Source organism: Microbacterium insulae (assembly GCF_042677065.1).
In the GTDB taxonomy this organism is placed as follows: Bacteria; Actinomycetota; Actinomycetes; order Actinomycetales; family Microbacteriaceae; genus Microbacterium; species Microbacterium insulae.
In genome coordinates this window covers 2,393,121-2,416,632 of the sequence record NZ_JBHTII010000001.1, presented here as the reverse complement: position 1 = coordinate 2,416,632, position 23,512 = coordinate 2,393,121, and the positions used below count along the sequence as shown (strand labels likewise).

Genomic DNA, 23,512 nt, shown 5'->3' with positions numbered 1-23,512 from the left:
GTGTCGGGGCACGGTCTGCGGGCTTCACCGCGGGGACGACGAGCCAGGGAGGCAATCCACGCGGGGTCCGGTCGGCGGGCTTCTCGCCTGGTGGACTTCTCGAGGCTACCCGAAGGTAACGAATATGTCACGCTCTCGCGCTGGCAACTCCCTGGGCATGCCCCTCGCGCAGCTGAGGAGAGGCGGCACCGAAGGTCAGCGCCGGTCGTCGACGAGGAAGATGTGGGAAGCGACCTCGACGGGCAGTTCGAGACCCTCCTCGCTGCCGTCCATCTGCACCAGGACGTAGCCCTCGTTGTAGCGGTAGTCGCCCGACGCGCCCGGCACCACGCCCGCGCCCTTGAGCTGCTGGAGCAGCTCCGGGTCGACCTGGGCAGGTTCGGCGAGGCGGCGCACGGTGCCCGAGATCGGCTGACCGGCCTCGTTCAACCGTCGCACGAGCCCGACCACGCCCTGCTCGAAGCCGTTCGCCGGCACATCGCCGAGCTGATCCAGCCCGGGGATGGGGTTGCCGTACGGCGACTCGGTCGGGTGCCCGAGAAGCTCGACGAGGCGGCGCTCGACCTGCTCGCTCATCACGTGCTCCCAGCGGCAGGCCTCTTCGTGCACGTACGCCCAGTCGAGGCCGATGACATCCGACAGCAGGCGCTCGGCGAGGCGGTGCTTGCGCATCACGTCGACGGCCTTCTGCCTCCCGGAGTCGGTGAGCTCGAGGCTGCGGTCCTCGGTCACGACGACCAGGCCGTCGCGCTCCATGCGTCCGATCGTCTGCGACACCGTCGGCCCCGAGTGACCGAGGCGCTCGGAGATGCGCGCGCGCAGGGGAACGATGTTCTCCTCCTCGAGTTCGAGGATCGTACGCAGGTACATCTCGGTGGTGTCGATCAGGTCGGTCATCTCGCGGTGTCCTCGTTCGTGAAGGGGCCAGGCAAGCCTATCCAATCCCCCGGACACGACGGCCCCGCTCCCCTTGTGCGCCGCGGCTCGTGACCGCATGATTCACACATGAGCGACAACGCCGCGCACAACCCGATCGACGCCGTCATCCAGCGCTTGTCCGAGCGCTTCCCCACCGTCCCCGTCGAGCGAATCACCGCGATCGTCGACGAGCAGCTCCAGTCGTTCGAGGGCGCGCGGGTCACTGACTTCATCCCCGTGCTCGTCGAGCACGAGACCCACGACATCCTCCGGAAGGAAGCCGTGCCCGCACCGATCAGCGAAGCGACCGCCGCAGCGGCGATCTCGGCGCCGCAGGGCGACGACAACCGGCCCGATCCTTCCGAGGTCGAGCGGAGCCGCGAGCACACCGGGCTGCTGCTCGGCGATCTCGACAACTGACCGCGCCGAGCGGGTCGTCACGCCCCGTCACGCGGCCGGGCCGCGGAGAGCGCCGACTCTAGAATCGAGCCATGCCCCACGTCACGCTGCCCCGCGAGATCCTGCCCGCCGACGGACGCTTCGGCTGCGGGCCCTCCAAGATCCGCGCCGAGCACCTGGCCGCGCTCGCCGGCCCCGGCGCAGCCCTGCTCGGGACCTCCCACCGTCAGGCCCCCGTGAAGGATCTCGTCGGACAGGTGCGCGCCGGGCTCGCCGAGCTGTTCCGTCTCCCCGCCGGCTACGAGATCATCCTCGGCAACGGCGGCTCCACCGCCTTCTGGGATGCCGCGGCCTTCGGTCTGATCGAACGGCGCAGCCAGAACCTCGTCTTCGGCGAGTTCGGGGGCAAGTTCGCCGCCGCCGCCCGGGCTCCATGGCTCGAGGCGCCCGACGTGCGGGAGGTCGCCGCCGGCACACGCACGGTCGCCGAGCCTGTCGAGGGGGTCGACGTGTACGCGTGGCCCCACAACGAGACGTCCACGGGCGTCGCCGCGCCGGTTGAGCGGGTCCACGCCGACGCGGGCGCCCTCACCGTCATCGACGCGACGAGCGCCGCCGGAGGCATCGACTTCTCCGTGCACGACGCCGACGTCTACTACTTCGCCCCCCAGAAGAACCTCGGTTCGGACGGCGGTCTCTGGTTCGCGGCGGTCTCCCCCGCGGCGATCGAGCGGATCGAGCGGATCGCGGCATCCGGTCGGTACATCCCCGAGTTCCTCAGCCTGAAGAATGCTCTCGACAACGCGCGCCTCAATCAGACCCTCAACACTCCCGCGCTGACGACGCTCTACCTGCTCGACAGGCAGGTGGACTGGATCCGCGACCACGGCGGCCTGCAGTGGGCGGATGCCCGCACGCGCGAGTCTTCGAGCGCGCTCTACGCGTGGGCGGAGGCGTCGTCCTTCGCGACGCCCTTCGTGGCCGACCCCGCCGACCGCTCCCCCGTCGTCGTCACCATCGACTTCGACGAGGGCGTGGATGCCGCGGCGGTGGCCAAGAGCCTCCGCGCGAACGGCATCGTCGACACCGAGCCATACCGCAAGCTCGGGCGGAACCAGCTGCGCGTCGCCACGTTCGTCTCGATCGACCCGGAGGATGTCCGGCAGCTGATCCGGTCGATCGACTACACCGTCGAGCGACTCTGATCCGCGGAGATCACCGCTGATCCGGCCAGCGGCGACGGCACCGGTTCGAGCACCGACGCGACGATCGCCTCGATCGCGAACTGCGACGCACGGCCGAGGTCGAGTGCGGTCGGATCGAGCAGCCACTGCACCTGCAGGCCGTCCATGACGGCGAGGATGGCGGTGGCCGCGTCGGCGACGGTGTCGGGCTCAGTGATGCCGCGCTCGGCGCACACGACGGCGAAAGCGTGGGCGACCTCGCCGCGCAGCGTCTCGTACCGCTTCTGGAAGAACGCCCGACCGGGGTGGTCGCTGGTCACGGACTCCGCCGAGAGCACGGCGTACGCCTGCACGATGCCCGGCCGCTGGGCATTGGCGAAGGCGGTGCGCACGAGGTGGCGGAAGAGGTCCATCCCGTCCGGGATGTGCTGTTCGGCGAGGTCGGCGACGTCCGTCTGGTCGCGGTGCGCGAGGACCTCGAGGAGGAGCGCGTCCTTCGACCCGAAGTGATGGAGGATGCCCGCGTGGGTCATGCCGACCTGATCGGCGATCTCTTGGAGCGTTCCGCCCGTGAAGCCCTTGGCGCCGAAGATCTCCGTCGCGGCGTCGAGGATGTCGCGCCGACGCGCGAGCGTCTCGGGTCGCGAACGCGGCTGTCTGCGCTGTTCGGTCACGGCGTCCGCCCTCTCATCTCCCGGCGGATCAAGAGTCTACGCACGCGTGCGCGCTGCCGGTGGCTGACCCGCTTGCATTACTTACTTACTTGCTTGTAAGTTGATTCGGCAATCACCCCACGACGTCGTGGTCTCCCGTGGAAACGCCGACGTCACTCACGAAGGAGAAGCAATGAGGCTTAGGTCCTCCCTCGTCGCCGTCGGCATCGCCGCGGCGATCGTGCTGAGCGGCTGCGCAGCCGGCGGCACGGACTCCGGCGACGCCGAGCCGGGCGCCGCCCTGACCATCGCCAAGCCCGACGGCGCCATCACGACGGAGTCGAACAACCCCTACCTGGGCGACTCGTCGGCGTCGAAGTACGGCTACGGAAAGGTCATCTTCGAGTCCCTCGCGCTGGTCAACCCGACCGGAGACCTCGGCACGACGCCGTGGCTGGCCGAGTCGGTCGAATGGAACGACGACTACACGCAGCTCACGGTCACGGCGCGCAGCGGCGTGAACTGGAGCGACGGCGAGGAGTTCACCGCCGACGACATCGCGTTCTCGTTCACCCAGGTGCTCGACGGCAAGCTCAACGACACCAACGCCCTCGATCTGAAGGCCGTCACTGTCGACGGCGACACCGTCACGATCGACTTCAACAGCTCCAAGTACACCCAGCAGGCGCGGGTGCTGCACTTCCAGATCGTTCCCGAGCACATCTGGTCCGACATCGCCGACCCCAACACCGACCCGCTCACGGGTGAAGGACAGGTCGTCGGCACCGGCCCCTACGTGCTCGACTCCTGGACCACCGAGTCGGTCACCCTCGCCGCGAACCCCGACTATTGGGGCGGCGACCTCGCCGTGCCCGAGCTGCACTACGTCTCCTACGGCGACAACGCGGCGCTGACCACCGCCCTCGCGACGGGCGAGGCCGATTGGGCGCAGGCGTTCATCCCGCAGATCGAGGACAGCTACCTGTCGGCCGACCCCGAGCACAACAAGTTCCTCGCCTCGCCGACCGCGGGGGCCGGCACGCTGTTCATGAACCTGCAGACCAAGCCGTTCAACGACCCGGCGCTGCGGCAGGCGCTCGCGTGGGCGATCGACCGCCAGGCCTACGTCGACATCGCCCGCGAGGGGGCGAGCGAGGCCATCTGGAGCGTGACGGGCCTCGGCGCGCTGCTCGAGGACGAGATCATCCCCGAGTATCAGGGGCAGGAGTACTCCGTCGACGTCGACAAGGCGCGTGAGGTCCTGACGGACGCGGGCTACACGTGGGAGGGCGAGAGCCTGATCGACCCCGACGGCGAGCCCGTCGCGTTCTCGATCTCGGTGCCCGCCGGATGGAGCGACTGGAACACCGAGCAGGCACTCCTCGCCGAAGAGCTCAAGGAGGGCCTCGGCATCGAGGTCAAGGTCGACCAGCCAGACTGGGGCGGGTGGGATGCCGCGCGTCAGGAAGGCACCTTCCAGGCGATCATCCACTGGCTCGAGGACACCGGCAACGCCTACGGCCTGTACACGTCCACGATGGACCCGAAGTGGATCGTCGACGGCAAGGCCGCGTTCAACTTCGGCCGCTTCGACGACCCGGCCGTGACCGAGGCGCTCAACACGTATGCCAACGCCGCGTCCGAGGCCGAGCGTGACGAGGCCCTGGCCGTGATCCAGACGGCATTCGTCGAGAACGTCCCGGCGATCCCGCTCGGAGCCCATCCCCTCCTGGGTGAGTTCAACACGCGCAACTACGTCGGGTGGCCGTCGGAGGAGGACCAGTACGCCTCCGCCGACCCGACGCAGCCCGCGATCGTGCAGATCCTGACCCAGCTGCAGCCCGCCGGATGACGACCCGCAGGCGGGGCGGATGCGGCGGCATCCGCCCCGCCTGCTCGTCCACCCTCACGAAAGCGAACCAGCGCCGATGACCGACCCGCTGCTGTCCGTCCACGACTTCTCCATCGTCTACGACGTCGATCCGCCCGTGCGCGCGGTGAAGAACGTCACCCTCGAGCTCGAGCGCGGCGAGATCCTCGGCCTCGCCGGCGAGAGCGGATGCGGGAAGACCACCCTCGCCTACGGCGTCCAGCGGCTGCTGCGGCCACCCGCCGTGATCACGAGCGGCTCGGTGGTCTTCCACGACGCCACGGGCGAGGACATCGACGTCAACGGCCTCGAGCCGGAGGAGATGCGCCGTTTCCGCTGGGACAAGATCTCGATGGTCTTCCAGGGAGCGATGAACTCCCTCAACCCCGTGGCGACCGTCGGCGCGCAGCTCGAGGACGTGTTCGAGGTGCACCGCCCGCAGCTGACGCGCCGAGAGCGGCGCGCCGCCGCCGCCGAACTCCTCGAGATCGTCAAGGTCGGCGCCCAGCGCTACCGCTCCTATCCGCACGAGCTGTCCGGCGGGATGCGCCAGCGGGTCATGATCGCGATGGCGCTCGCGCTGCGGCCGCAGCTCATGGTGATGGACGAGCCCACGACCGCGCTCGACGTGCTCGTGCAGCGCGAGATCCTGCGGCAGATCTCGCACCTGCGACACGAGTTCGGCTTCTCGGTGATCTTCATCACCCACGATCTCCCGTTGCTCCTCGAGATCAGCGACCGCATCGCGATCATGCGCGACGGCGAGATCATCGAGCTCGATACCGCCGAGCGCATCTGGACGGACCCTCGGACCGAGTACACCCGGACGCTGCTCGCCTCCTTCCCCCGACTGACCGGCGAGAAGGGGGTGGTCCACCGATGACCGTCCTCGAATTCGACTCCGTCACCAAGGCCTACTCCGTACGCGGAGCGGGCGAGATCAAAGCCCTCGACGACGTGAGCTTCACGCTCCGGTCCGGCCGGACGATCGGCCTCGTGGGCCAGTCGGGCAGCGGCAAGTCGACGATCGCGAAGATCCTCACCCAGCTCGAGACGCCGACGAGCGGTGAGGTGCGTCTCGACGGCGCGCCGATCCCCCGTCGCGGAAAGGGTCTGCGCGCGTACCGGCAACAGTTGCGCATGGTGTTCCAGGACCCCTTCGCCTCGCTCAACCCCTACCACTCGATCCGCTACGCGATACAGCGCCCGCTGCAGCTGGACGACGTGGTCGCCAAGGATCAGCTCGACGACGAGGTGCGGCGCCTCCTCAGTCGCGTCAGGCTCGACCCCGACTCGGTCATCGACCGCCGTCCGCACGAGCTGTCCGGCGGCCAGCGCCAGCGGGTCGCGATCGCCCGCGCCCTGGCTTCGCGTCCCCGACTCCTCGTCGCCGACGAGCCCGTGTCGATGCTCGACGTGTCGATCCGCCTGGGGGTGCTCAACCTGCTCGCCGACCTCCAGCGCGAGGAAGGTCTTGGGGTGCTCTACATCACGCACGACCTCGCCACCGCGCGGCACTTCAGCGACGAGATCCTCGTGCTCAATCAGGGTCGCGTCGTCGAGCGCGGACCGGCCGACGACGTGATCCTGCGCCCTCAGAACCCCTACACGCAGGAGCTGCGCGCGGCATCCCCCGATCCCGACTCCCACTTCGCGCACGCGACAGGCATCCTCGGAGGTGACAGGTGAGCGCCGTGACGCCGCAGCTCCCGCCAACCGATTTCGACGCGATCGAGGCGGGGACGACCGCCACGGGAGCCGTCAGGGGACGCGCCCGCATCCCGTGGCGATTCCTCGGCAACCGCGCTCTGTTCTACCTGTTCACGCTGTGGGCTGCGATCACGATCAACTTCTTCCTCCCGCGGCTGATGAAGGGCGACGCGGTCACGGCCTACCTCGCCCGCAACCGCAATGTCACCCCCGAGGCCGCCGAGGCGCTGCGCGCACTGCTCGGCCTCGACACCGACACGTCGCTGTGGCAGCAGTATCTGGACTACTGGGGCCTGCTGCTGCGGGGCGACCTCGGGATCTCGCTGCTGCACGGCATGCGCCCGGTGACCGAGGTGGTCGGCCAGTCGCTCATCTGGACGGTCGGCCTCGTCGGCTTCGCGACGCTCATCGCGTTCACGATCGGAACCGTCGGCGGCGCGATCGTCGGATGGCGCCGGGGCAGCCGCCTGGACGCGCTCATCCCGATCACCACCTTCCTGAGCACGATCCCGTACTTCTGGCTGGGTCTCGTGGCCATCGCAGTGTTCTCGGTGATGCTCGGATGGTTCCCGATCGGCAAGGCCTACGGCGTGGGGGTGACGCCGGAGTGGTCGTGGGAGTTCGTCGGCGAGGTCGTCCACCACGGGTTCCTGCCCGCCGCGACGATCATCATCGCATCGCTCGGCGGCTGGATGCTCGGGATGCGCAACATGATGCTCACGGTCCTCGACGAGGACTACGTGATGGTCGCCCAGGCCAAGGGCATGCCGAACAGCCGCGTGCTGTGGCGCTATGCCGCCCGCAACGCCGTGCTCCCGCAGATCCAGAGCTTCGCGCTCGCCCTCGGCTTCATCGTCGGGGGCACCATCGTGATGGAGGTCGTCTTCAGCTATCCGGGCGTCGGCAAGCTCCTGCTGGATGCCACGAACGCCAAGGACTACGCGCTCATGCAGGGCGTGTTCCTCGTGCTGACCATCTCGGTCCTCCTCGCCAATCTCCTCGCCGACGTCGCCTACGCATTCCTCGACCCGCGCACGCGCCAGATGGAGTCCTGACCATGAACACGATCACCCCGGACACCACCACGCGGCGCGCGGCGGGCACTCCCGCCACCGCCACCGTCCGCCGCCCCGCCCCCGCCGGGAGGAGCCGGCTCACGCGGAGACCGACCTTCTCGTCTCAGCTCGGCTCGGCGTTCGCGATGTTCCGAAACGGCAAGTCGATCACCGGCCTGTCCATCCTCGGATTCTTCGTCCTCGTGGCGATCTTCGCGGACGTCCTGGCGCCCTACTCCCCCACGAAGGTCGACAACACGTCCCGGTTCCAGCCGCCCTCCGCCGCGCACTGGCTGGGCACGACGCACATCGGCGAGGACGTGCTGAGCCAGGTCATACACGGCACCCGGGGTGTCATCGTGGTGGGGTTCCTGGCCGCCATCATCGCGACGATCCTCGCCGTCGTCATCGGCGTGCTGTCGGGCTACCTGCGCGGCTGGCGCAGCGAGGGCCTGTCCGCGCTCACGAACGTGTTCCTCGTCATCCCGGGCATCCCGCTCATCATCATCGTGGCGGCGATGTTCGAGGACCCGCCGCTGATCCTGATCGCCGCGGTCCTCGGTCTGATCGGGTGGGCGTGGGGCGCGCGCGTGCTCCGCGCGCAGACGATGTCGCTGCGCAGCCGCGACTTCGTGCTCGCCGCGAAGGCGAACGGCGAGCCGCTGCGCCGCATCATCGCCGTCGAGATGCTCCCGAACCTCATGGCGCTGATCGCCGCGAGCTTCGTCGGCACGGTCACCGCGGCGATCATCGGGCTGACGACGCTGTCGTACATCGGAATCATCCCGGTCACGACCTACAACTGGGGCACCATCCTCAACTGGGCCGGCGCGCAGGGCGCGTTCCGGCAGGGGCAGTGGTGGTGGTTCCTGCCACCCGGCCTGTGCATCGCCGCCATCGGCGTCGCACTCTCGCTGATCAACTTCGGCATCGACGAGTACGTCAACCCCCGCCTGCGATCCGCCGGCGAGCGTGCTCGCGCCCTCAAGAAGAAGGGCATGAACGTCAACGACACCGTCACGGCCGTCCGCACGGAGGCCGCGACATCCCGACAGGAGAATCCGTGACCGACGCCGTCCCCTACCTCGACCCGTCCCGCCCCGTCGACGACAGGATCGCCGATCTGCTCGGCCGGATGACGCTCGAGGAGAAGGTCGGGCAGATGCTTCAGCTCGACGCGCGTGAGGACCTCGACGACCACATCCTGCGCATGCACGCCGGGTCGATCCTGCACGCGTCCCCTGCGCGAGTGCTCCGCGCCCGCGATCTGACGCTCCAGACGCGCCTGCAGATTCCGCTGCTCGTCGGCGAGGACTGCATCCACGGGCACGCCTTCTGGGAGGGCGGCACGGTCTTCCCCACCCAACTGGGCATGGCCGCGACGTGGGATGCCGCGCTCATCGAGCGGGTCGCGCGGGCGACCGCGGCGGAGGTCTCGGCGACCGGCATCCACTGGACGTTCTCGCCCGTCCTCTGCATCGCCCGCGACCTGCGCTGGGGGCGGATCGACGAGACGTTCGGCGAGGATCCGTATCTCATCGGCGAGCTCGCCTCGGCCATGGTGCGCGGCTACCAGGGCGGCGGACTCGACGATCCCGACGCGATCCTCGCGACCGCGAAGCACTTCGCCGGGTACTCCGAGACCCAGGGAGGCCGTGACGCGAGCGAGGCCGACATCTCGCGGCGCAAGCTCCGCTCGTGGTTCCTGCCGCCGTTCGAGCGTGTCGCCCGTGAGGGCTGCCGCACCTTCATGCTCGGATACCAGACGACCGACGGCGTGCCGATCACCGTCAACGACTGGCTGCTCAACGACGTGCTGCGCGGAGAGTGGGGCTACACCGGGACGCTCATCACCGACTGGGACAACGTCGGCCGCATGGTGTGGGAGCAGAAGGTCCAGCCCGACTACGCCCATGCCGCCGCGGCGGCGGTGAAGGCCGGGAACGACATGGTCATGACGACGCCGGGCTTCTTCCGCGGCGCGCTCCTCGCGATCGAGCGGGGGCTCATGAACGAGGGCGACCTGGACCGGGCAGTCTCGCGGATCCTGAAGCTCAAGTTCGAGTTCGGGCTTTTCGAGAACCCCCGCCTGCCCGATGCCGAGCGCATCGCACGCGTCATCGGCAGTCCGGGACACACCGACCTCAACCTCGAGACCGCGCGCCGCTCGCTCGTGCTCCTCCGCAACGACGGGATCCTCCCCTTCGACACCGCGGTGCCGCGGCGAGTGGCCGTGGTGGGACCGCTCGCCGACGACGCCCAGACGCAGCTCGGCGACTGGGCGGGCTCGTCCGGACAGGTCGACTGGCTTCCCGAGGGACAGCCCCGCGAGCTCATCACGACCGTGCTCGACGGTCTGCGTGCGCGCGTACCGGCGACCTGGGAGGTGGAGTTCGCGCGGGGCGCCGACATCCTCACCCTCGAGCAGGATCCCGAGGGCGAGGTCTTCCCCGACGGCCAGCCGCGGCCGCAGATCGTCGTGCCCGCCGAGCCCGACCCTGCTCTCATCGCCGAGGCGGTGGCCGTGGCGGAGGCGGCGGACTACGTCGTCGCCGTCGTCGGGGACCGTGTGGAGCTGGTCGGCGAGGGGCGCTCGACCGCGACGCTGGAGCTGCTCGGCGGACAGCAGGCGCTGCTCGAGGCCCTCGCGGCGACGGGCACCCCGCTGATCGTGGTGCTGCTCGCCTCCAAGCCTCTGGTGCTGCCACCGGCGGTGACGGATGCTGCGGCCCTGGTGTGGGCGGCGAATCCCGGCATGCACGGCGGCCGTGCGATCGCCGAGCTGCTGCTGGGCGAGATCGAACCGTCGGGCCGCCTCCCGATCTCGTTCGCTCGGCACGTCGGACAGCAGCCGACGTACTACAACCAGGTGCGCGGACAGCACGGAACGCGCTACGCCGACCTGACGCAGAGCCCTGCTCACGCGTTCGGCGAGGGGCTGTCGTACACCACGATCGAGTACTCGCGCCTTCGTCTCGCCGACGGCGACGTGGGCGAGACCGACGTCGTGCGGGCGAGGGTCACGCTTCGCAACACCGGCAGCCGACCTGCGCGTGAGGTCGTCCAGGCCTACGTCCGCGACTGCGTCACGTCGGTCAGCTGGGCGGACAAGGAGCTGAAGGCGTTCGTCGCGGTCGAGATCGAGCCGGGCGCCGAGGTGACGGTGGAGCTCGCGGTCCCCGTCGCCGAGTGCACGATCGTGGATGCCGCCGGCAACCGGATCGTCGAACCCGGGGAGTTCGAACTGCTCGTGGGTGCGTCCTCGCGCGACGAGGCTCTGCTCGTCGCGCGCTTCACCGTGTCAGCGGCGGAAGCCCGACTTCCGGCGGAGCTCGCGGACGCCGTCGCACTCACCACGTGACGCGCAGCGGCGGCGCGGGCGGTCAGTCCTCCGCGTCGTCGTCCTCGTCCGATTCGTCGTCGTCCTCGTCCATCTCGTCGTCGGACTCGTCGTCGTCCTCGTCCTCGGCTTCTTCATCGAGTTCGTCGATGTCGACGCCGTCGACGTCGCCCGCGTGGAGGATCGGGGAGCCGTCGTCATCGAAGTCGGCCGCGTCGAGGTCGTCGACATCGTCCAGGTCCTCGGCGTCCTCTTCGTCGTCATCCGACGCGTGTGGGGTCTCGGCGAGGGCGACCTGAGCCGCCTGATACTCGGCGAGCCGCACCGCCCACGGCACCCACTCGGGCGCCAGCAGCGCGTCGTCGCCCGGGAGCAATTCGACTTCGAGCACCGTCGGGGCGGCGCCCTCGACCCGGGCGAGGCTGACCGTCCAGAACCACCCGGGGTAACCGGAGAGCCGGTTCCCGAATCGCAGCGAGACGACACCGTCGGCCTCGACCCGGTAGCCGGCAGCATCGCCCACCGTTGCGGCGGGCGTGATCTCCCGCAGCGCGGCGAGTGCGAGGTCGTGCGCCTCGAGCAGAGCGGGGTCAGGGTCGGCGGTCCCCCCTTCGACGGGCGCCTCCGCGGCATCCGTCTCCTCGGTCACTGCCGCCTCCGCGGGCGCGTCGACCGGATCAGGCGTCGAGTTCATCGGCCACCTTGCGCAGGACCGCCGCGACCTTCTTGCCGTGCGAGCCCGAAGGGTACCGACCGCGCCGAAGGTCGCCGCCGATGCCGTCCAGCAGCTTCACGAGGTCCTCGATGATGATCGCCATGTCGTCCGCGGGCTTGCGGGAGCGCTTGGCGAGGCTCACCGGCGCCTCGAGCACGCGCACCGAGAGAGCCTGAAGCCCGCGCTTGCCGTCTGCCACGCCGAACTCCAGACGGGTGCCCGCCTTGAGGGCGGGCGTGCCCGCGGGCAGGGCTGTGGCGTGCAGGAAGACGTCCTGGCCGTCATCGGTGGTGATGAAGCCGAACCCCTTCTCCTCGTCGTAGAACCTGACCTTGCCGGTGGGCATCGGAGACCTCGCTTGTACGTGCCGCGTGACGGCGGGCATGACGGAACAGGGCCGTTCGACCCCTTCACCAGCCTACGCCACGACTGTCCCGGTCCACCGCCCGCGGGTCCCTGCCGCTAGGCTGAAGCGGATGAGCACGAACACTCCCGGTGAGGATGTCCCCGTCCGGCGGATCGATCGCCTCCTGGCATTCATGTCCCTGGGCCTGCTCGTGCTGTCGATCGTCAGCTTCTTCGCGATCATGATCGCCTCGGCATCGGGGGCCGACATGGCATCCGGCATCTGGCCCCTCGTCGGCGTGCTGGTCTACATCGCGCCGATCGTCGCCTTCGCGCTGATGCTCGCCGTGCTGATCATGAGCTTCGTGCGGAGGTCTCGGGCGAACCGAGGCGGCTGAGTGGTCTCCGACGAGCGTGCGCTCGCGACCTGGCTCGCCGGTCGTGACGATGACGGCCTGGCCGCCACGCTCGCCGCGCGAGCCGTCCCGCCGTCGGCGGCGTGGCACGACTTCTTCGACGCCGCGGAGGCTCTTCTGGATGCGGCATCCGTCGACCGCGCGCTCACTGTTCTCGCACGCCCCGCGCTCGCCGCTCTCGCCGCCGACCCGCCCGCGCCGGACGCGGGGCTCGTCACGCTGGCGCTCACCACCGGCGACGGCCGCCCCTACGACGCCGTCGCCGAGCGCGTCGCGGAGCTCGTCGCCGCGCACCCCGCCGCCTTCTCCCCCGCTGGCCCGCTGCCCAGCCCCGCGCCCGCCGACGAGCGCACGGCGGCAGCCGCCGCGGAGCGGGCTTTCACCGCGGCCGGATCCCTCGCCGATGTGCTGATGGCGGCCCTGCACGCGCCGATCGCCCGCACCGGAGCGGGGACGGTGTCCGCAGCCGACAGGAAGCGCCTGGCCGAAGCGGGCGCGATCGGCGAAACCGACGACCTCGAGGATCTCCTCGCGGCCGCCGGCGCGGCGGGCCTGGCCGTCGCCGCGGAGCGCGCGTGGCTGGTCACCGATGCCGGAGAGCGGTGGCTGACCGCGCCCACGACGGAGCGCTGGACGCGCGTCGCCGAGGGGTTCCGGGACGCTCTGCCGCGCGGGCTGCGCACGCCGGGCGGCGGTGCGACAGACCCGGCGGGGTGGGACGACGCCTACCCTCTCGATCCGCACTGGCCCGACCGGCTCGCGCGCATCCGCCGCGTCGGCACGCAGTGGGGGCTTCTCGCCCAGCCCGGCACGGAGTTCGCCTGGACCGCCGCGCTGCGCGAGGGGCTTCCGGCGGATCCGTCCGGCATGGCCGCGCATCTGCCCGCCGAGATCGACCGCGTGTACCTCCAGGCCGACCTCACCGCGATCGCGCCCGGCCCCCTCTCGCCCGCGCTCGACCTCCGGCTGCGCGGCATCGCGCAGCGCGAGTCGCGCGCGCAGGCCTCCACGTATCGGTTCACCGCCGAGTCGCTCGGGGCCGGCATGACCGAAGGCGAGACGGCCGAGTCCATCACGGCATTCCTGACGGAGCTGTCGCTCACCGGCATCCCGCAGCCCCTGGCCTACCTGATCGAGAGCACCGCCTCGCGCCACGGACTCGTCCGCGTCGGGACGGAGACGGCCTCGGGCCGCACGCGCGTCTCGACCGGCGACCCCGCGCTCCGCGACACCATCGCCGTGGACCAGGCGCTCCGCTCCCTCGGACTGCTCCCCGACGGCGACGCGCTCGTGTCCCGGGCGGACCGCGACGCGGTGTACTGGACGCTTGCCGATGCCCGCTATCCGGTGGTCGCCGTCGACCCCCGGGGGGCGCCGGAACTCGTGCGCCGACGCGCGGCGGCCGGGGCGCCGCCGGCGCCCGCCTCGCCGTCACGGACGTACGAACGGCTCATCGAGGTACTGCGCGGCGGTCACGGCACCGACGGCGAGACGGGCTGGCTGGAGCGCGAGCTCGAGCAAGCCGTGCGCGGACGCAGTGAGATCGTGGTCGCCGTGCGGATGCCGGACGGCTCGGAGCGCGCCTTCACGCTCGAGGCCTCGGGACTCGGCGGCGGACGACTCCGCGGCCGCGATCGCGCGGCCGACATCGAGCGCACGCTCCCGGTGTCCAGCATCATCAGCGTGCGCCCGACCTGAGTCGCCCCGGTAAACTGGTCCGTTATGGCTGACGGCCCCCTTATCGTCCAGAGCGACCGCACCGTGCTGCTCGAGGTAGCGCATCCGGACGCGGAGAGCGCTCGCCACGAGCTGGCGATCTTCGCCGAACTCGAGCGTGCGCCCGAGCACATCCACACGTACCGCATCACGCGCCTGGGGCTGTGGAACGCCCGCGCCGCGGGTCACGACGCCGCCGACATGCTCGCGACGCTCGAGCGGTGGTCCCGCTTCCCCGTGCCGCCGTCGGTCTCCATCGACATCGCCGAGACGGTCGGCCGCTACGGCCGGCTGGTGATCGAGCGCACGCCCGTCGCCGAGGACGGGTCCGGCGGCGACCTGGTGCTGAGGTCGACGGATGCCGCGGTCCTGGCCGAGGTCTCCAAGAACAAGCGCATCCAGCCGCTGCTGATCGGCCGCCCGTCCCCCGACTCCTTCGTCGTGGACGCCTGGGCACGAGGGCACATCAAGCAGGAGCTCCTCAAGATCGGCTGGCCCGCCGAGGACCTGGCGGGCTACACGCCGGGGACGCCGCACCCGATCGACCTCGCCGAGAACGGCTGGCACCTGCGGCCGTATCAGCGGGAGGCCGTCGACATCTTCAGCGACGGCGGATCCGGGGTCGTAGTCCTCCCGTGCGGCGCGGGCAAGACGCTCGTCGGCGCGGGCGCGATGGCGGCCACCAAGACCACGACGCTCATCCTGGTCACCAACACCGTCAGCGCGCGGCAGTGGCGAGACGAGCTGCTCAAGCGCACTTCGCTGACCGCCGAGGAGATCGGCGAGTACTCGGGGCAGTCCAAAGAGATCAAGCCGGTCACGATCGCGACCTACCAGATCCTCACCGCCAAGCGGAAGGGGCAGTACGCGCACCTGGCGCTCCTCGACGCGCTCGACTGGGGCCTCATCGTGTACGACGAGGTGCACTTGCTTCCTGCGCCCGTGTTCAAGCTCACCGCGGACCTGCAGGCTCGGCGCCGGCTCGGCCTCACCGCGACACTGGTGCGCGAGGACGGCCGCGAGGGCGATGTCTTCAGCCTCATCGGGCCGAAGCGGTTCGACGCGCCGTGGAAGGAGATCGAGGCGCAGGGCTTCATCTCCCCCGCCGTCTGCTACGAGGTGCGTGTGGATCTTCCCGCGGGCGACCGGCTCGAGTACGCCGCGGCCGCCGACGACGAGCGCTATCGCCTCGCCGCCACGGCGGCCGCGAAGATCGGCGTGGTCCGCCGGCTCGTCGAACGTCACCGCGGCGAGCGCATCCTGGTCATCGGCCAGTATCTCGACCAGATCGACGTGCTGGCCGACGCTCTCGACGCCCCCAAGATCACCGGCGCGACGCCGGTCGACGAGCGCGAGGAGCTCTACCAGGCGTTCCGCGTCGGTGAGATCTCGCTGCTCGTGGTGTCGAAGGTGGCCAACTTCTCGATCGACCTGCCCGAGGCATCCGTCGCCATCCAGGTGTCGGGATCGTTCGGTTCGCGGCAGGAGGAAGCTCAGCGGCTCGGGCGCCTGCTGCGGCCGAAGGAGTCCGGTCACACCGCGAGCTTCTACACGCTCATCGCGCGCGACACCGTCGACCAGGACTTCGCGCAGAACCGCCAGCGGTTCCTCGCCGAGCAGGGCTACAGCTACACGATCCTTGACGCGGACCAGGTCAATGCGGCGTAGCCGCGTTGAGGTGGTCCGGGTCAAGGTTGAGTAGGTGACGAAGTCGCCGTATCGAAACCTCCCACGTGCGCCAGGTCAATGCGGCGTAGCCGCGTTGAGGTGGTCCGGGTCAAGGTTGAGTAGGTGACGAAGTCGCCGTATCGAAACCTCCCACGTGCGCCAGGTCAATGCGGCGTAGCCGCGTGCACCGCGGAGCTCAGCCGGCTCGAGCGAAGAAGTCCCGCAGCAGATCCTGCACGGCGCCGGGATCGTCATCGGTCATGAAGTGCGCCGCCCCCGGCACCTCGGCGATCTCGAGGTGGTCGGCGAAGCGCGACGTGTCGCCGCACTGTCGACGGACGAAGTCTGCGGTGAGCGGGCGGTCCTCCGCGCCGAAGGCGTAGAGGATCGGCATCGTCAGACGCCGGCGGCGGTAGCTCCCGCCCGCCATCCTCGGCATCTCGGAGAAGACGAGCCACCGATAGACCTCGTTGATCGCCGCATCGATCTCGGGCCGCCGCATGGGTGCGAGGTAGGTCTCGACCGTCTGGGGATCGAGCGGCCTCACGACGTAGGGCGGATCGAAGACGTGGGCGATCGAGCGACCCCGGCGGTGGAACAGCAGAGGCGGGATGTGCCGCATCGCGGGGAGCATGGCCATGCTGATGGGCATGAAGGGCGGAGGCACCGACAGCACCGCCATCGCACGCACCCGTTCGGGTGCGGCGTAGGCGAGATGCGCGGCGGTGAGGGCCCCCATATCGTGCGCGACGAGGCGGAATCGGTCCACACCCAGGGCATCCAGGACCGCGAGGAGGTCGTCCATCTGGGTGAGGCGTCCCATCCCCCTCGATTCGGCGCGCGTCCAGCCGAAGCCCCGCAGGTCGGGGCAGAGGACGCGGTACCTCTCACCGAGGGCCTTGCCGATGACGCGCCATTGCCACCAGTGCTGCGGAAGGCCGTGCAACAGGACGACCGGCTCGCCCGTACCGGTCATGGCGACGTGCGTCGTGAGGCCCGGATTCTCCACGAACCGGTGTTCGAACCCGGGTACCGAGGGAAGGTCGGGGCCGGGCGGCGTCGCCGCGGCGGAGCGGCGGGATGCGGCATCCATGGGGCCCAAGATACTACGTTTGTAGTGCCCTGTCACTACAAACGTAGTACGACTGCTAGGCTCGCCCGGTGACGACGACTCGCGAACGATCGCTGGATGCCGCGGTCGAACTCGTCGGCACGCACGGCATCCGCGCCCTCACCCACGCGCGCGTCGACGCTCAGGCCCACCTCCCCCGCGGGTCGACCTCGAACCACTTCCGCACCCGCTCGGCCCTGCTCGCCGGCGTCGCCGCCTGGATCGCCGAGCAGGAGACGCGCGATCTCAGCGCGGCGCTCTCACGGCCCTTCGACGACCTCGACGGGTTCGTCGAGACGTTCAGCACCGCGATCGAACTGCTCACCGGGCCTTACGCCGTGCGCACTCGCGCGCGCTACGCGCTGTTCCTCGAAGCGGCAGGCGACCCCGACGTGTACGGCCCGATGCACGCCCAGCGCGAGGGCATGGCCACGTGGAGCCGCAACCTTCTGACGTCGCTCGGGGCGCGGCATCCGGAGACCGCCACGCGTGCCTTCATGGCCTTCGCCGACGGCATCGCGCTGCACCGCCTGAGCGTCGACCCCCAGGCCCCGGTTCGCGAGAGCGTCGCCGTGGCAGTGCGAGGATGCCTCGAGGCGTGAGGCCGGCGTCTGGCGCCTCTCCGACAGATATCCAGACACCGCATGGCAACCATCGACATAATGAGGGCATGACCGCACCGCGCATCCTCGTCGTGGACGACGAGCCGAACATCCGCGACCTGCTCATCACGAGCCTCCGCTTCGCGGGGTTCCAGGTGAGGGCCGTGTCCAACGGCGCTCAGACGATCTCGGCGGTGCTCGAAGAGGAACCCGACCTGATCGTCCTCGATGTCATGTTGCCCGACATGAACGGCTTCAGCGTCACGAAGCGGCTTCGCGGCGCGGGCTACACCGCACCCATCCTCTTCCTGACCGCCAAGGACGAGACCGAGGACAAGATCACGGGCCTCAACGCGGGCGGTGACGACTACGTCACGAAGCCGTTCAGCCTCGACGAGATCGTCGCCCGCATCCAGGCGATCCTGCGCCGCACGATGCAGGCCGACGAGGAGTCCGTGATCCGCGCGGGCGAACTCACGATGGACCAGGACACGCACGATGTCCAGGTCGGCGAGGTGTCGATCGACCTCAGCCCCACCGAGTTCAAACTGCTGCGCTATCTCATGCTCAACCCGAACCGGGTGCTCTCCAAGGCGCAGATCCTCGACCACGTGTGGGAGTACGACTTCAACGGCGACGCCGGAATCGTCGAGAGCTACATCTCGTACCTGCGCCGCAAGATCGACCCGCACTCGTCCGAGCCGCTGATCCAGACCAAGCGCGGCTTCGGCTACATGCTGAAGGCGGGCAAGCCCGCGTAACCCGCGGCACGACTCGAGGAGCCCTCCCTGGCCCACAAGACGGACGCGATCACCCGGTCGTGGCGCGGCACCAGTCTGCGCGCCAAGGTCACCGGGGTCACCGTCGCGCTCCTCGCTGTCGGGCTCTTCGCCGCCGGCATCGGAACGATGGCGTTCCTGCGCAATGCGCTCGTGTTCAACCTCGACGCCCAGCTCGAAGCCCTCGCCCCCACCGACGTCGCCGGCGGACTCATCGACATCGAGCGGGACGGCGAGCAGGTCCGTTTCACCGTCAAGCCGGACGGCGCACCGACGGACTACGTGGTCGCCCTCTATGGTCCCGACGGCGAATACATCATCAGCACGGGCGGCACCGGCGAGAGCGAGCCCGATCTGCCCGAGGCGATCCCCCTCCAGCAGACCACGTCGCAGGGACTCGCCCCGTTCCCGCTGGCGAGCACCGAAGGCGGCGGCGCCTGGCACGCCAGCGTGGACACTTACCAGATCGACGGCGTCAGCAGCCTCTTCACCCAATTGGTCGCGCTCCCCGTCGCCCCCATCAACCAGGTCGTCGCCAACTATGTCGCGATCTACACCATCCTCGCGCTCCTGATCCTGGTCGGCGGAGCGGTCATGACGCGATTCCTGGTCACGCTGACCTTCCGCAGCCTCGGGCAGGTCGAGTCGACGGCCGAGGCGATCGCAGGCGGCGACTTCAGCCTCCGCATGACCGACATCGAGCCGACGACCACGGAGGTCGGACGACTGAAGACGGCGATCAACGCGATGCTCAACCGAGTGGATGCCGCGATCTCGCAGCGCGACGCCACCGTCAGGCAGATGCGGCGGTTCGTCGGCGACGCCAGTCACGAGCTGCGGACGCCGCTCGTGACGGTGCGCGGGTACGCCGAGCTGTACCGCATGGGCGCGATCCGCGGCGACGACGACGTAGCGCAGTCGATGGAGCGCATTGAGAAGGAGGCCATCCGCATGGGCGTCCTCGTCGAGGATCTCCTCGCCCTCGCGCGGCTGGACGAGCGGCGCGATGTCGTGATCGCGCCCGTCGACCTCCGCCCGGTGGCGAGGGATGCCGCACTCGACCTGCGCGCGGCGGCGCCGCTCCGCCCCGTCGCCGTGATCGACACGACGGTCGACGAGCTGCCGCCGCCCGTGCTCCCGGCCGCGCCCGATGAACCCGACGACAGGCGCCGGCCGCCGACCACGGCGCTGACGCGGGCCGGGGCCACGCTCTCGCTCCTGCGCCGGCGCCCCAAGCCGGTCCCCGCGTCGAGCGCGACGGGGGCGCGTGAGGTGCCGCCGATCTCCCCCGCACGCGTGGCCCCGCCACGGGCCGACGCACCCCTGCCGATCGTGCTCGGCGACGAGAACCGCATCCGCCAGGTCGTGACGAACCTCATCGGCAACGCCCGGCGCTTCACCGCCGACGATTCGCCCATCGAGCTTCGGATCGGCGTCGACGCCACCGCCCTGATGGGATGGGTGGAGGTGGTCGACCACGGCGAAGGCGTGCCCGACCAGATCAAAGACAAGATCTTCCAGCGCTTCTGGCGCGCCGACACATCCCGCACACGCGAGACGGGCGGCTCGGGCCTGGGCCTGTCCATCGTCGCGTCGATCGTCGAAGCCCTGCACGGCAGCGTCGACGTGACCGACACTCCCGGCGGCGGCGCCACGTTCCGGGTCGCCTTCCCGCTCGCCGAGCAGCGTGACGCGGCGGAGCACCTTCACATCGAGACCCGGCCGCTCGAGCGTCTCCGCCTCGACACCGACTGATCCCACCCGGCGAGTCGCCTCCTCCCCAGCGTCCTCCAGCGGCGGGGAGTGCACGGGATCCCTGCCGGCGCGATGCTGCGGGCCTCCGCACACCTAGCGTGGCGTGGACACCGGGACGCGGCATCCGATCCGCCCCGAGGAAGGAACACACATGGCCGTCTTCTCCGTCGACAGCGACGCCGTCCTCGCCGCCACTGCGGGGGTGCGAGGCACGATCGATCGGCTTCAGGCCGAATCCAACGCGATGATGACGCAGCTGACCCAGCTGCAGGGCTCATGGACCGGGTCGGCGTCGGTCGCCTTCCACTCCGTGACCGAGCAGTGGCGCGCAACGCAGCGCCAGGTCGAGGACACCCTCGGCGGCATCAGCGTCGCGCTCGCCGCCGCTGCCCGCCAGTACGCCGAGGCCGAGCAGGCGACCGCCAGCCTGTTCCGCTGACGCCGGGCACGACGAAGGGCCCCTCCCGGAGGAGGGGCCCTTCGTTTCGATGAGACGAGGTCTCGATACGGCGCCTGCGGCGCCTACTCGACCTTGACCCGGCGCGGGTCAACGCGGCTTCGCCGCATTGACCCGCGACGCGTCAAAAGTCCATGCCACCCGTGGGGTCGCCGGCGGGAGCCGCGACCTTCTCGGGCTTGTCGGCGACGACGGCCTCGGTCGTGAGGAACAGGCCGGCGATCGACGCAGCGTTCTGCAGCGCCGAACGGGTCACCTTGGCGGGGTCGATGATCCCCTGGGCGAACAGGTCGCCGTACTCGCCGGTGGCGGCGTTGAGACCGTGGCCCGCCGGCAGCTCCGCGACCTTGTTCGCCACGACACCCGGCTCGAGACCGGCGTTGAGGGCGATCTGCTTCAGCGGAGCCTCGATCGCGACCCGGACGATGTTCGCACCGGTCGCCTCGTCACCCGACAGCGACAGCTCGTCGAGCGCCTTCTTGCCGGACTGGATGAGCGCGACGCCACCGCCGGGGACGATGCCCTCCTCGACGGCCGCCTTCGCGTTGCGGACGGCGTCTTCGATGCGGTGCTTGCGCTCCTTCAGCTCGACCTCGGTGGCCGCACCCGCCTTGATGACGGCAACGCCGCCGGCGAGCTTGGCGAGGCGCTCCTGGAGCTTCTCGCGGTCGTAGTCGCTGTCGGTGTTGTCGATCTCGCGACGGATCTGGGTCACGCGGCCCTCGATCTGAGCGCCGTCGCCGGCACCCTCGACGATCGTGGTCTCGTCCTTGGTGACGATGACCTTGCGAGCGCGGCCGAGCAGGTCGAGGGTGGCGTTCTCGAGCTTGAGACCGACCTCCTCGGTGACGACCTGACCGCCGGTGAGGATCGCGATGTCCTGCAGCTGCGCCTTGCGGCGGTCGCCGAAGCCGGGCGCCTTGACGGCGACCGACTTGAAGATGCCGCGGATCTTGTTGAGCACCAGCGTGGCCAGCGCCTCACCCTCGACGTCCTCGGCGATGATGACGAGCTCCTTGCCGTCCTGGATCACCTTGTCGACGATGGGCAGAAGGTCCTTGATGTTGCCGATCTTCTGGTTCGCGATGAGGATGTACGGGTCTTCGAAGACCGCCTCCTGGCGCTCCGGGTCCGTCACGAAGTAGGGGTTGATGTAGCCCTTGTCGAAGCGCATGCCCTCGGTGAGCTCGAGCTCGGTGCCGAAGGTCTGCGACTCCTCGACGGTGACGACGCCCTCCTTGCCCACCTTGTCGATGGCCTCGGCGATGAGCTGCCCGATCTCGGGGTCGGCGGCCGAGATCGACGCGGTCGCGGCGATCTGGTCCTTCGACTCGACCTCCTTGGCGCCCGCGAGAAGCTCGGCGGTGATCGCGGTCACGGCCTTCTCGATGCCGCGCTTGAGCGAGATCGGGTCGGCGCCGGCGGCGACGTTGCGCAGGCCCTCGCGAACGAGCGCCTGGGCGAGGACGGTGGCCGTCGTCGTGCCGTCACCGGCGACGTCGTCGGTCTTCTTGGCGACCTCCTTGACGAGCTCCGCGCCGATCTTCTCGTACGGGTCGTCGAGTTCGATCTCCTTGGCGATGGAGACGCCGTCGTTCGTGATCGTGGGAGCGCCCCACTTCTTCTCGAGAACGACGTTGCGACCGCGGGGGCCCAGGGTCACCTTGACGGCGTCGGCCAGGGTGTTCAGGCCGCGCTCGAGGCCACGACGGGCCTCCTCATCGAAAGCGATGATCTTTGCCATGTGTGTTTCGTCCCTCCAGGACGGGGCTTATGGATTAGCACTCAACAAAGCGGAGTGCTAATCCATTCTGGCACTCGCCCCTGGGGAGTGCAAGCCGCCGCGATCACCCCGACACACGCGGAAACGGGATGCCGCAGCATCCCGTTTCCCGACAGCCCGAGCGCGAGGGATCAGACCACGCGCACCGACTCCGCCTGCGGGCCCTTCTGTCCGGTGCCGACGGTGAACTCGACCGTCTGGCCCTCCTCGAGGACGCGGAACCCCGACATGTCGATGTTCGAGTAATGGACGAAGACGTCCTGTCCGTCGGCCGTGATGAAGCCGAAGCCCTTCTCGGCGTTGAACCACTTGACGGTGCCCTGAGTCATGCGAATCTCCTGATGCTGGTACGACTGCGATCATCGTATGCACGCCGGGAGATCCGCCGAGGCCCCCGGAAGCGGTTGTTGACACGCCGAGACACAAGTGTTTACCCGCCGGAAACACAGGGCCCGCCGGCGGTCGATCAGCCTGTCGGTTCGGGAGTCTGCCCGGCCGCGGTGCGGTCCAGCCCGATGACCACCGTGAGCTGCTTGGTGTCGGGGCTCGCAGGCTGGTAGACCTCGCTCTGCTCGATGCGCGCGCCGCCGATCACCTCGGCGAGGCCCGCCGCGGCGGCCTCGTCATCGGGTGTCAGGTAGTAGACCGTCGTCTCGGGGAAGTCGTCGGCGCTCGCGTCGCTCGGGAGCACGTTTCCGTCGGCCCACCCCGCGGCCACGACGACGTCCTTGAGCTGGGTCGCGAGACCCTGCTCCGGCGTGGCGTTGAGGATGACGACCTGATAGCTCGTGTCGACCACGGGGGTCACCTGGGCAGTGGGGGCGATCGTCGGCTCGGGGGTCGGGAACAGCTCGATGCGGCCCGAGGCGAGCAGAGTGCCGAAGATGCCCACCGCGATCAGGACGATCGTCGCCAGCGCAGCCCACAGCAGAACGACCCCGCCGCGCAGCCTCGGGTTCTCGGCCCGGTGGGCGCCCACGCGGCCGGCGTCGGGAAGGTCGTCGAAGCGATCCCGGGGGAAGGACGTTTTCGGCAC

23 protein-coding genes are annotated in these 23,512 nt (G+C 69.8%); 15 read left to right on the top strand and 8 right to left on the bottom strand.

The genetic code is table 11. The annotated features are described in order from the left end of the window. Positions 1–195 precede the first annotated feature (195 nt). Positions 196–897, bottom strand: a complete 702-nt coding sequence (locus ACFQ0P_RS11265; protein ID WP_204978795.1) for a metal-dependent transcriptional regulator — start codon at positions 895–897, stop codon at positions 196–198. A 108-nt stretch (positions 898–1,005) separates the two neighbouring features. On the opposite strand from ACFQ0P_RS11265, the gene ACFQ0P_RS11260 reads away from it, so the two are divergent. Both ACFQ0P_RS11260 and serC read left to right on the top strand, forming a co-directional pair. Continuing rightward, positions 1,006–1,338: a three-helix bundle dimerization domain-containing protein gene (locus ACFQ0P_RS11260; RefSeq protein WP_204978794.1), complete on the top strand. Its 333-nt coding sequence runs from the start codon at positions 1,006–1,008 to the stop codon at positions 1,336–1,338. Positions 1,339–1,409: 71 nt separating this feature from the next. Then, positions 1,410–2,522, top strand: coding sequence for a phosphoserine transaminase (gene serC / locus ACFQ0P_RS11255; RefSeq protein WP_204978793.1), 1,113 nt, complete (start codon positions 1,410–1,412; stop codon positions 2,520–2,522). On the opposite strand, the gene ACFQ0P_RS11250 is transcribed toward serC, so the two are convergent. Next, positions 2,501–3,175 carry a TetR/AcrR family transcriptional regulator gene (locus ACFQ0P_RS11250; RefSeq protein ID WP_204978792.1) on the bottom strand — a complete coding sequence of 225 codons (675 nt, stop codon included), beginning with the start codon at positions 3,173–3,175 and terminating at the stop codon, positions 2,501–2,503. The genes serC and ACFQ0P_RS11250 overlap by 22 nt on opposite strands. Positions 3,176–3,347: 172 nt before the next feature. Between ACFQ0P_RS11250 and ACFQ0P_RS11245 the strand changes: the two genes are divergently transcribed. The 6 genes from ACFQ0P_RS11245 (at position 3,348) to ACFQ0P_RS11220 (ending at position 11,150) form a co-directional block, all read left to right on the top strand. Further along, complete coding sequence (locus ACFQ0P_RS11245; protein WP_204978791.1) at positions 3,348–5,006, top strand: ABC transporter substrate-binding protein; 1,659 nt, start codon at positions 3,348–3,350, stop codon at positions 5,004–5,006. A gap of 76 nt (positions 5,007–5,082) precedes the next feature. Continuing rightward, the gene (locus ACFQ0P_RS11240; protein WP_204978790.1) at positions 5,083–5,907 is read left to right on the top strand and encodes an ABC transporter ATP-binding protein; all 825 of its coding nucleotides are present in this window, start codon (positions 5,083–5,085) and stop codon (positions 5,905–5,907) included. Then, positions 5,904–6,713 carry an ABC transporter ATP-binding protein gene (locus ACFQ0P_RS11235; RefSeq protein ID WP_204978789.1) on the top strand — a complete coding sequence of 270 codons (810 nt, stop codon included), beginning with the start codon at positions 5,904–5,906 and terminating at the stop codon, positions 6,711–6,713. Before ACFQ0P_RS11240 ends, ACFQ0P_RS11235 begins: the two co-directional genes overlap by 4 nt. Beyond that, on the top strand, positions 6,710–7,789 hold the full coding sequence (locus ACFQ0P_RS11230; protein WP_204978788.1) for an ABC transporter permease: 1,080 nt from the start codon (positions 6,710–6,712) through the stop codon (positions 7,787–7,789). The genes ACFQ0P_RS11235 and ACFQ0P_RS11230 overlap by 4 nt, the downstream gene beginning before the upstream one ends. A gap of 2 nt (positions 7,790–7,791) precedes the next feature. After that, a complete protein-coding gene (locus ACFQ0P_RS11225; RefSeq protein ID WP_204978787.1) occupies positions 7,792–8,856 on the top strand; it encodes an ABC transporter permease in 1,065 nt (354 codons plus the stop codon). Further along, the gene (locus ACFQ0P_RS11220; RefSeq protein WP_378772173.1) at positions 8,853–11,150 is read left to right on the top strand and encodes an exo-beta-d-1,3/1,6-glucosidase; all 2,298 of its coding nucleotides are present in this window, start codon (positions 8,853–8,855) and stop codon (positions 11,148–11,150) included. The genes ACFQ0P_RS11225 and ACFQ0P_RS11220 overlap by 4 nt, the downstream gene beginning before the upstream one ends. Positions 11,151–11,172: 22 nt before the next feature. On the opposite strand, the gene ACFQ0P_RS11215 is transcribed toward ACFQ0P_RS11220, so the two are convergent. Beyond that, positions 11,173–11,823: a DUF3027 domain-containing protein gene (locus tag ACFQ0P_RS11215; protein WP_204978786.1), complete on the bottom strand. Its 651-nt coding sequence runs from the start codon at positions 11,821–11,823 to the stop codon at positions 11,173–11,175. Then, the gene (locus tag ACFQ0P_RS11210) at positions 11,807–12,190 is read right to left on the bottom strand and encodes a cold-shock protein (protein WP_204978785.1); all 384 of its coding nucleotides are present in this window, start codon (positions 12,188–12,190) and stop codon (positions 11,807–11,809) included. The genes ACFQ0P_RS11215 and ACFQ0P_RS11210 overlap by 17 nt, the downstream gene beginning before the upstream one ends. A gap of 130 nt (positions 12,191–12,320) precedes the next feature. Between ACFQ0P_RS11210 and ACFQ0P_RS11205 the strand changes: the two genes are divergently transcribed. Genes ACFQ0P_RS11205 through ACFQ0P_RS11195 form a run of 3 tightly spaced genes read left to right on the top strand, consistent with a single transcriptional unit; the run spans position 12,321 to position 15,989 of the window. Beyond that, entirely contained in the window at positions 12,321–12,587 is a 267-nt protein-coding gene (locus ACFQ0P_RS11205) for a multidrug ABC transporter ATPase (RefSeq protein WP_204978784.1), read from the top strand. Next, complete coding sequence (locus tag ACFQ0P_RS11200) at positions 12,588–14,303, top strand: helicase-associated domain-containing protein (RefSeq protein ID WP_204978783.1); 1,716 nt, start codon at positions 12,588–12,590, stop codon at positions 14,301–14,303. 24 nt (positions 14,304–14,327) lie between these two features. Then, the gene (locus ACFQ0P_RS11195) at positions 14,328–15,989 is read left to right on the top strand and encodes a DNA repair helicase XPB (RefSeq protein ID WP_204978782.1); all 1,662 of its coding nucleotides are present in this window, start codon (positions 14,328–14,330) and stop codon (positions 15,987–15,989) included. Between the two features lie 196 nt (positions 15,990–16,185). Here ACFQ0P_RS11195 and ACFQ0P_RS11190 read toward each other — a convergent pair whose 3' ends face one another. Continuing rightward, positions 16,186–17,082: an alpha/beta fold hydrolase gene (locus ACFQ0P_RS11190; RefSeq protein WP_204978781.1), complete on the bottom strand. Its 897-nt coding sequence runs from the start codon at positions 17,080–17,082 to the stop codon at positions 16,186–16,188. 68 nt (positions 17,083–17,150) lie between these two features. Between ACFQ0P_RS11190 and ACFQ0P_RS11185 the strand changes: the two genes are divergently transcribed. From ACFQ0P_RS11185 to ACFQ0P_RS11170, 4 genes are all read left to right on the top strand, one after another. Further along, a complete protein-coding gene (locus ACFQ0P_RS11185; protein ID WP_204978780.1) occupies positions 17,151–17,702 on the top strand; it encodes a TetR/AcrR family transcriptional regulator in 552 nt (183 codons plus the stop codon). Positions 17,703–17,770: 68 nt separating this feature from the next. Further along, the gene (locus tag ACFQ0P_RS11180) at positions 17,771–18,463 is read left to right on the top strand and encodes a response regulator transcription factor (RefSeq protein WP_204978779.1); all 693 of its coding nucleotides are present in this window, start codon (positions 17,771–17,773) and stop codon (positions 18,461–18,463) included. A gap of 147 nt (positions 18,464–18,610) precedes the next feature. Continuing rightward, positions 18,611–20,236, top strand: a complete 1,626-nt coding sequence (locus tag ACFQ0P_RS11175; protein WP_204978778.1) for a sensor histidine kinase — start codon at positions 18,611–18,613, stop codon at positions 20,234–20,236. 151 nt (positions 20,237–20,387) lie between these two features. Then, complete coding sequence (locus ACFQ0P_RS11170; RefSeq protein ID WP_204978777.1) at positions 20,388–20,675, top strand: WXG100 family type VII secretion target; 288 nt, start codon at positions 20,388–20,390, stop codon at positions 20,673–20,675. Between the two features lie 142 nt (positions 20,676–20,817). Here the strand turns inward: ACFQ0P_RS11170 and groL are convergent, their stop codons facing one another. The 3 genes from groL to ACFQ0P_RS11155 all read right to left on the bottom strand — a co-directional run bounded on the left by groL (position 20,818) and on the right by ACFQ0P_RS11155 (position 23,512). After that, a complete protein-coding gene (groL, locus tag ACFQ0P_RS11165) occupies positions 20,818–22,437 on the bottom strand; it encodes a chaperonin GroEL (protein WP_204978776.1) in 1,620 nt (539 codons plus the stop codon). 170 nt (positions 22,438–22,607) lie between these two features. Next, positions 22,608–22,805, bottom strand: coding sequence for a cold-shock protein (locus ACFQ0P_RS11160; RefSeq protein ID WP_204978775.1), 198 nt, complete (start codon positions 22,803–22,805; stop codon positions 22,608–22,610). 137 nt (positions 22,806–22,942) lie between these two features. Further along, positions 22,943–23,512: a LytR C-terminal domain-containing protein gene (locus ACFQ0P_RS11155; RefSeq protein WP_204978774.1), complete on the bottom strand. Its 570-nt coding sequence runs from the start codon at positions 23,510–23,512 to the stop codon at positions 22,943–22,945.

Coding starts and splice junctions, on each gene's coding strand:
- ACFQ0P_RS11240 (WP_204978790.1), top strand. CDS start 5,083: ATGACCGACCCGCTGCTGTCCGTCCACGACTTCTCCATCGTCTACGAC.
- ACFQ0P_RS11205 (WP_204978784.1), top strand. CDS start 12,321: ATGAGCACGAACACTCCCGGTGAGGATGTCCCCGTCCGGCGGATCGAT.
- ACFQ0P_RS11210 (WP_204978785.1), bottom strand. CDS start 12,190: ATGCCCACCGGCAAGGTCAGGTTCTACGACGAGGAGAAGGGGTTCGGC.
- ACFQ0P_RS11260 (WP_204978794.1), top strand. CDS start 1,006: ATGAGCGACAACGCCGCGCACAACCCGATCGACGCCGTCATCCAGCGC.
- ACFQ0P_RS11235 (WP_204978789.1), top strand. CDS start 5,904: ATGACCGTCCTCGAATTCGACTCCGTCACCAAGGCCTACTCCGTACGC.
- ACFQ0P_RS11225 (WP_204978787.1), top strand. CDS start 7,792: ATGAACACGATCACCCCGGACACCACCACGCGGCGCGCGGCGGGCACT.
- ACFQ0P_RS11215 (WP_204978786.1), bottom strand. CDS start 11,823: ATGAACTCGACGCCTGATCCGGTCGACGCGCCCGCGGAGGCGGCAGTG.
- ACFQ0P_RS11175 (WP_204978778.1), top strand. CDS start 18,611: ATGGCGTTCCTGCGCAATGCGCTCGTGTTCAACCTCGACGCCCAGCTC.
- serC (WP_204978793.1), top strand. CDS start 1,410: ATGCCCCACGTCACGCTGCCCCGCGAGATCCTGCCCGCCGACGGACGC.
- ACFQ0P_RS11160 (WP_204978775.1), bottom strand. CDS start 22,805: ATGACTCAGGGCACCGTCAAGTGGTTCAACGCCGAGAAGGGCTTCGGC.
- ACFQ0P_RS11190 (WP_204978781.1), bottom strand. CDS start 17,082: ATGGATGCCGCATCCCGCCGCTCCGCCGCGGCGACGCCGCCCGGCCCC.
- ACFQ0P_RS11265 (WP_204978795.1), bottom strand. CDS start 897: ATGACCGACCTGATCGACACCACCGAGATGTACCTGCGTACGATCCTC.
- ACFQ0P_RS11180 (WP_204978779.1), top strand. CDS start 17,771: ATGACCGCACCGCGCATCCTCGTCGTGGACGACGAGCCGAACATCCGC.
- ACFQ0P_RS11245 (WP_204978791.1), top strand. CDS start 3,348: ATGAGGCTTAGGTCCTCCCTCGTCGCCGTCGGCATCGCCGCGGCGATC.
- ACFQ0P_RS11170 (WP_204978777.1), top strand. CDS start 20,388: ATGGCCGTCTTCTCCGTCGACAGCGACGCCGTCCTCGCCGCCACTGCG.
- groL (WP_204978776.1), bottom strand. CDS start 22,437: ATGGCAAAGATCATCGCTTTCGATGAGGAGGCCCGTCGTGGCCTCGAG.
- ACFQ0P_RS11195 (WP_204978782.1), top strand. CDS start 14,328: ATGGCTGACGGCCCCCTTATCGTCCAGAGCGACCGCACCGTGCTGCTC.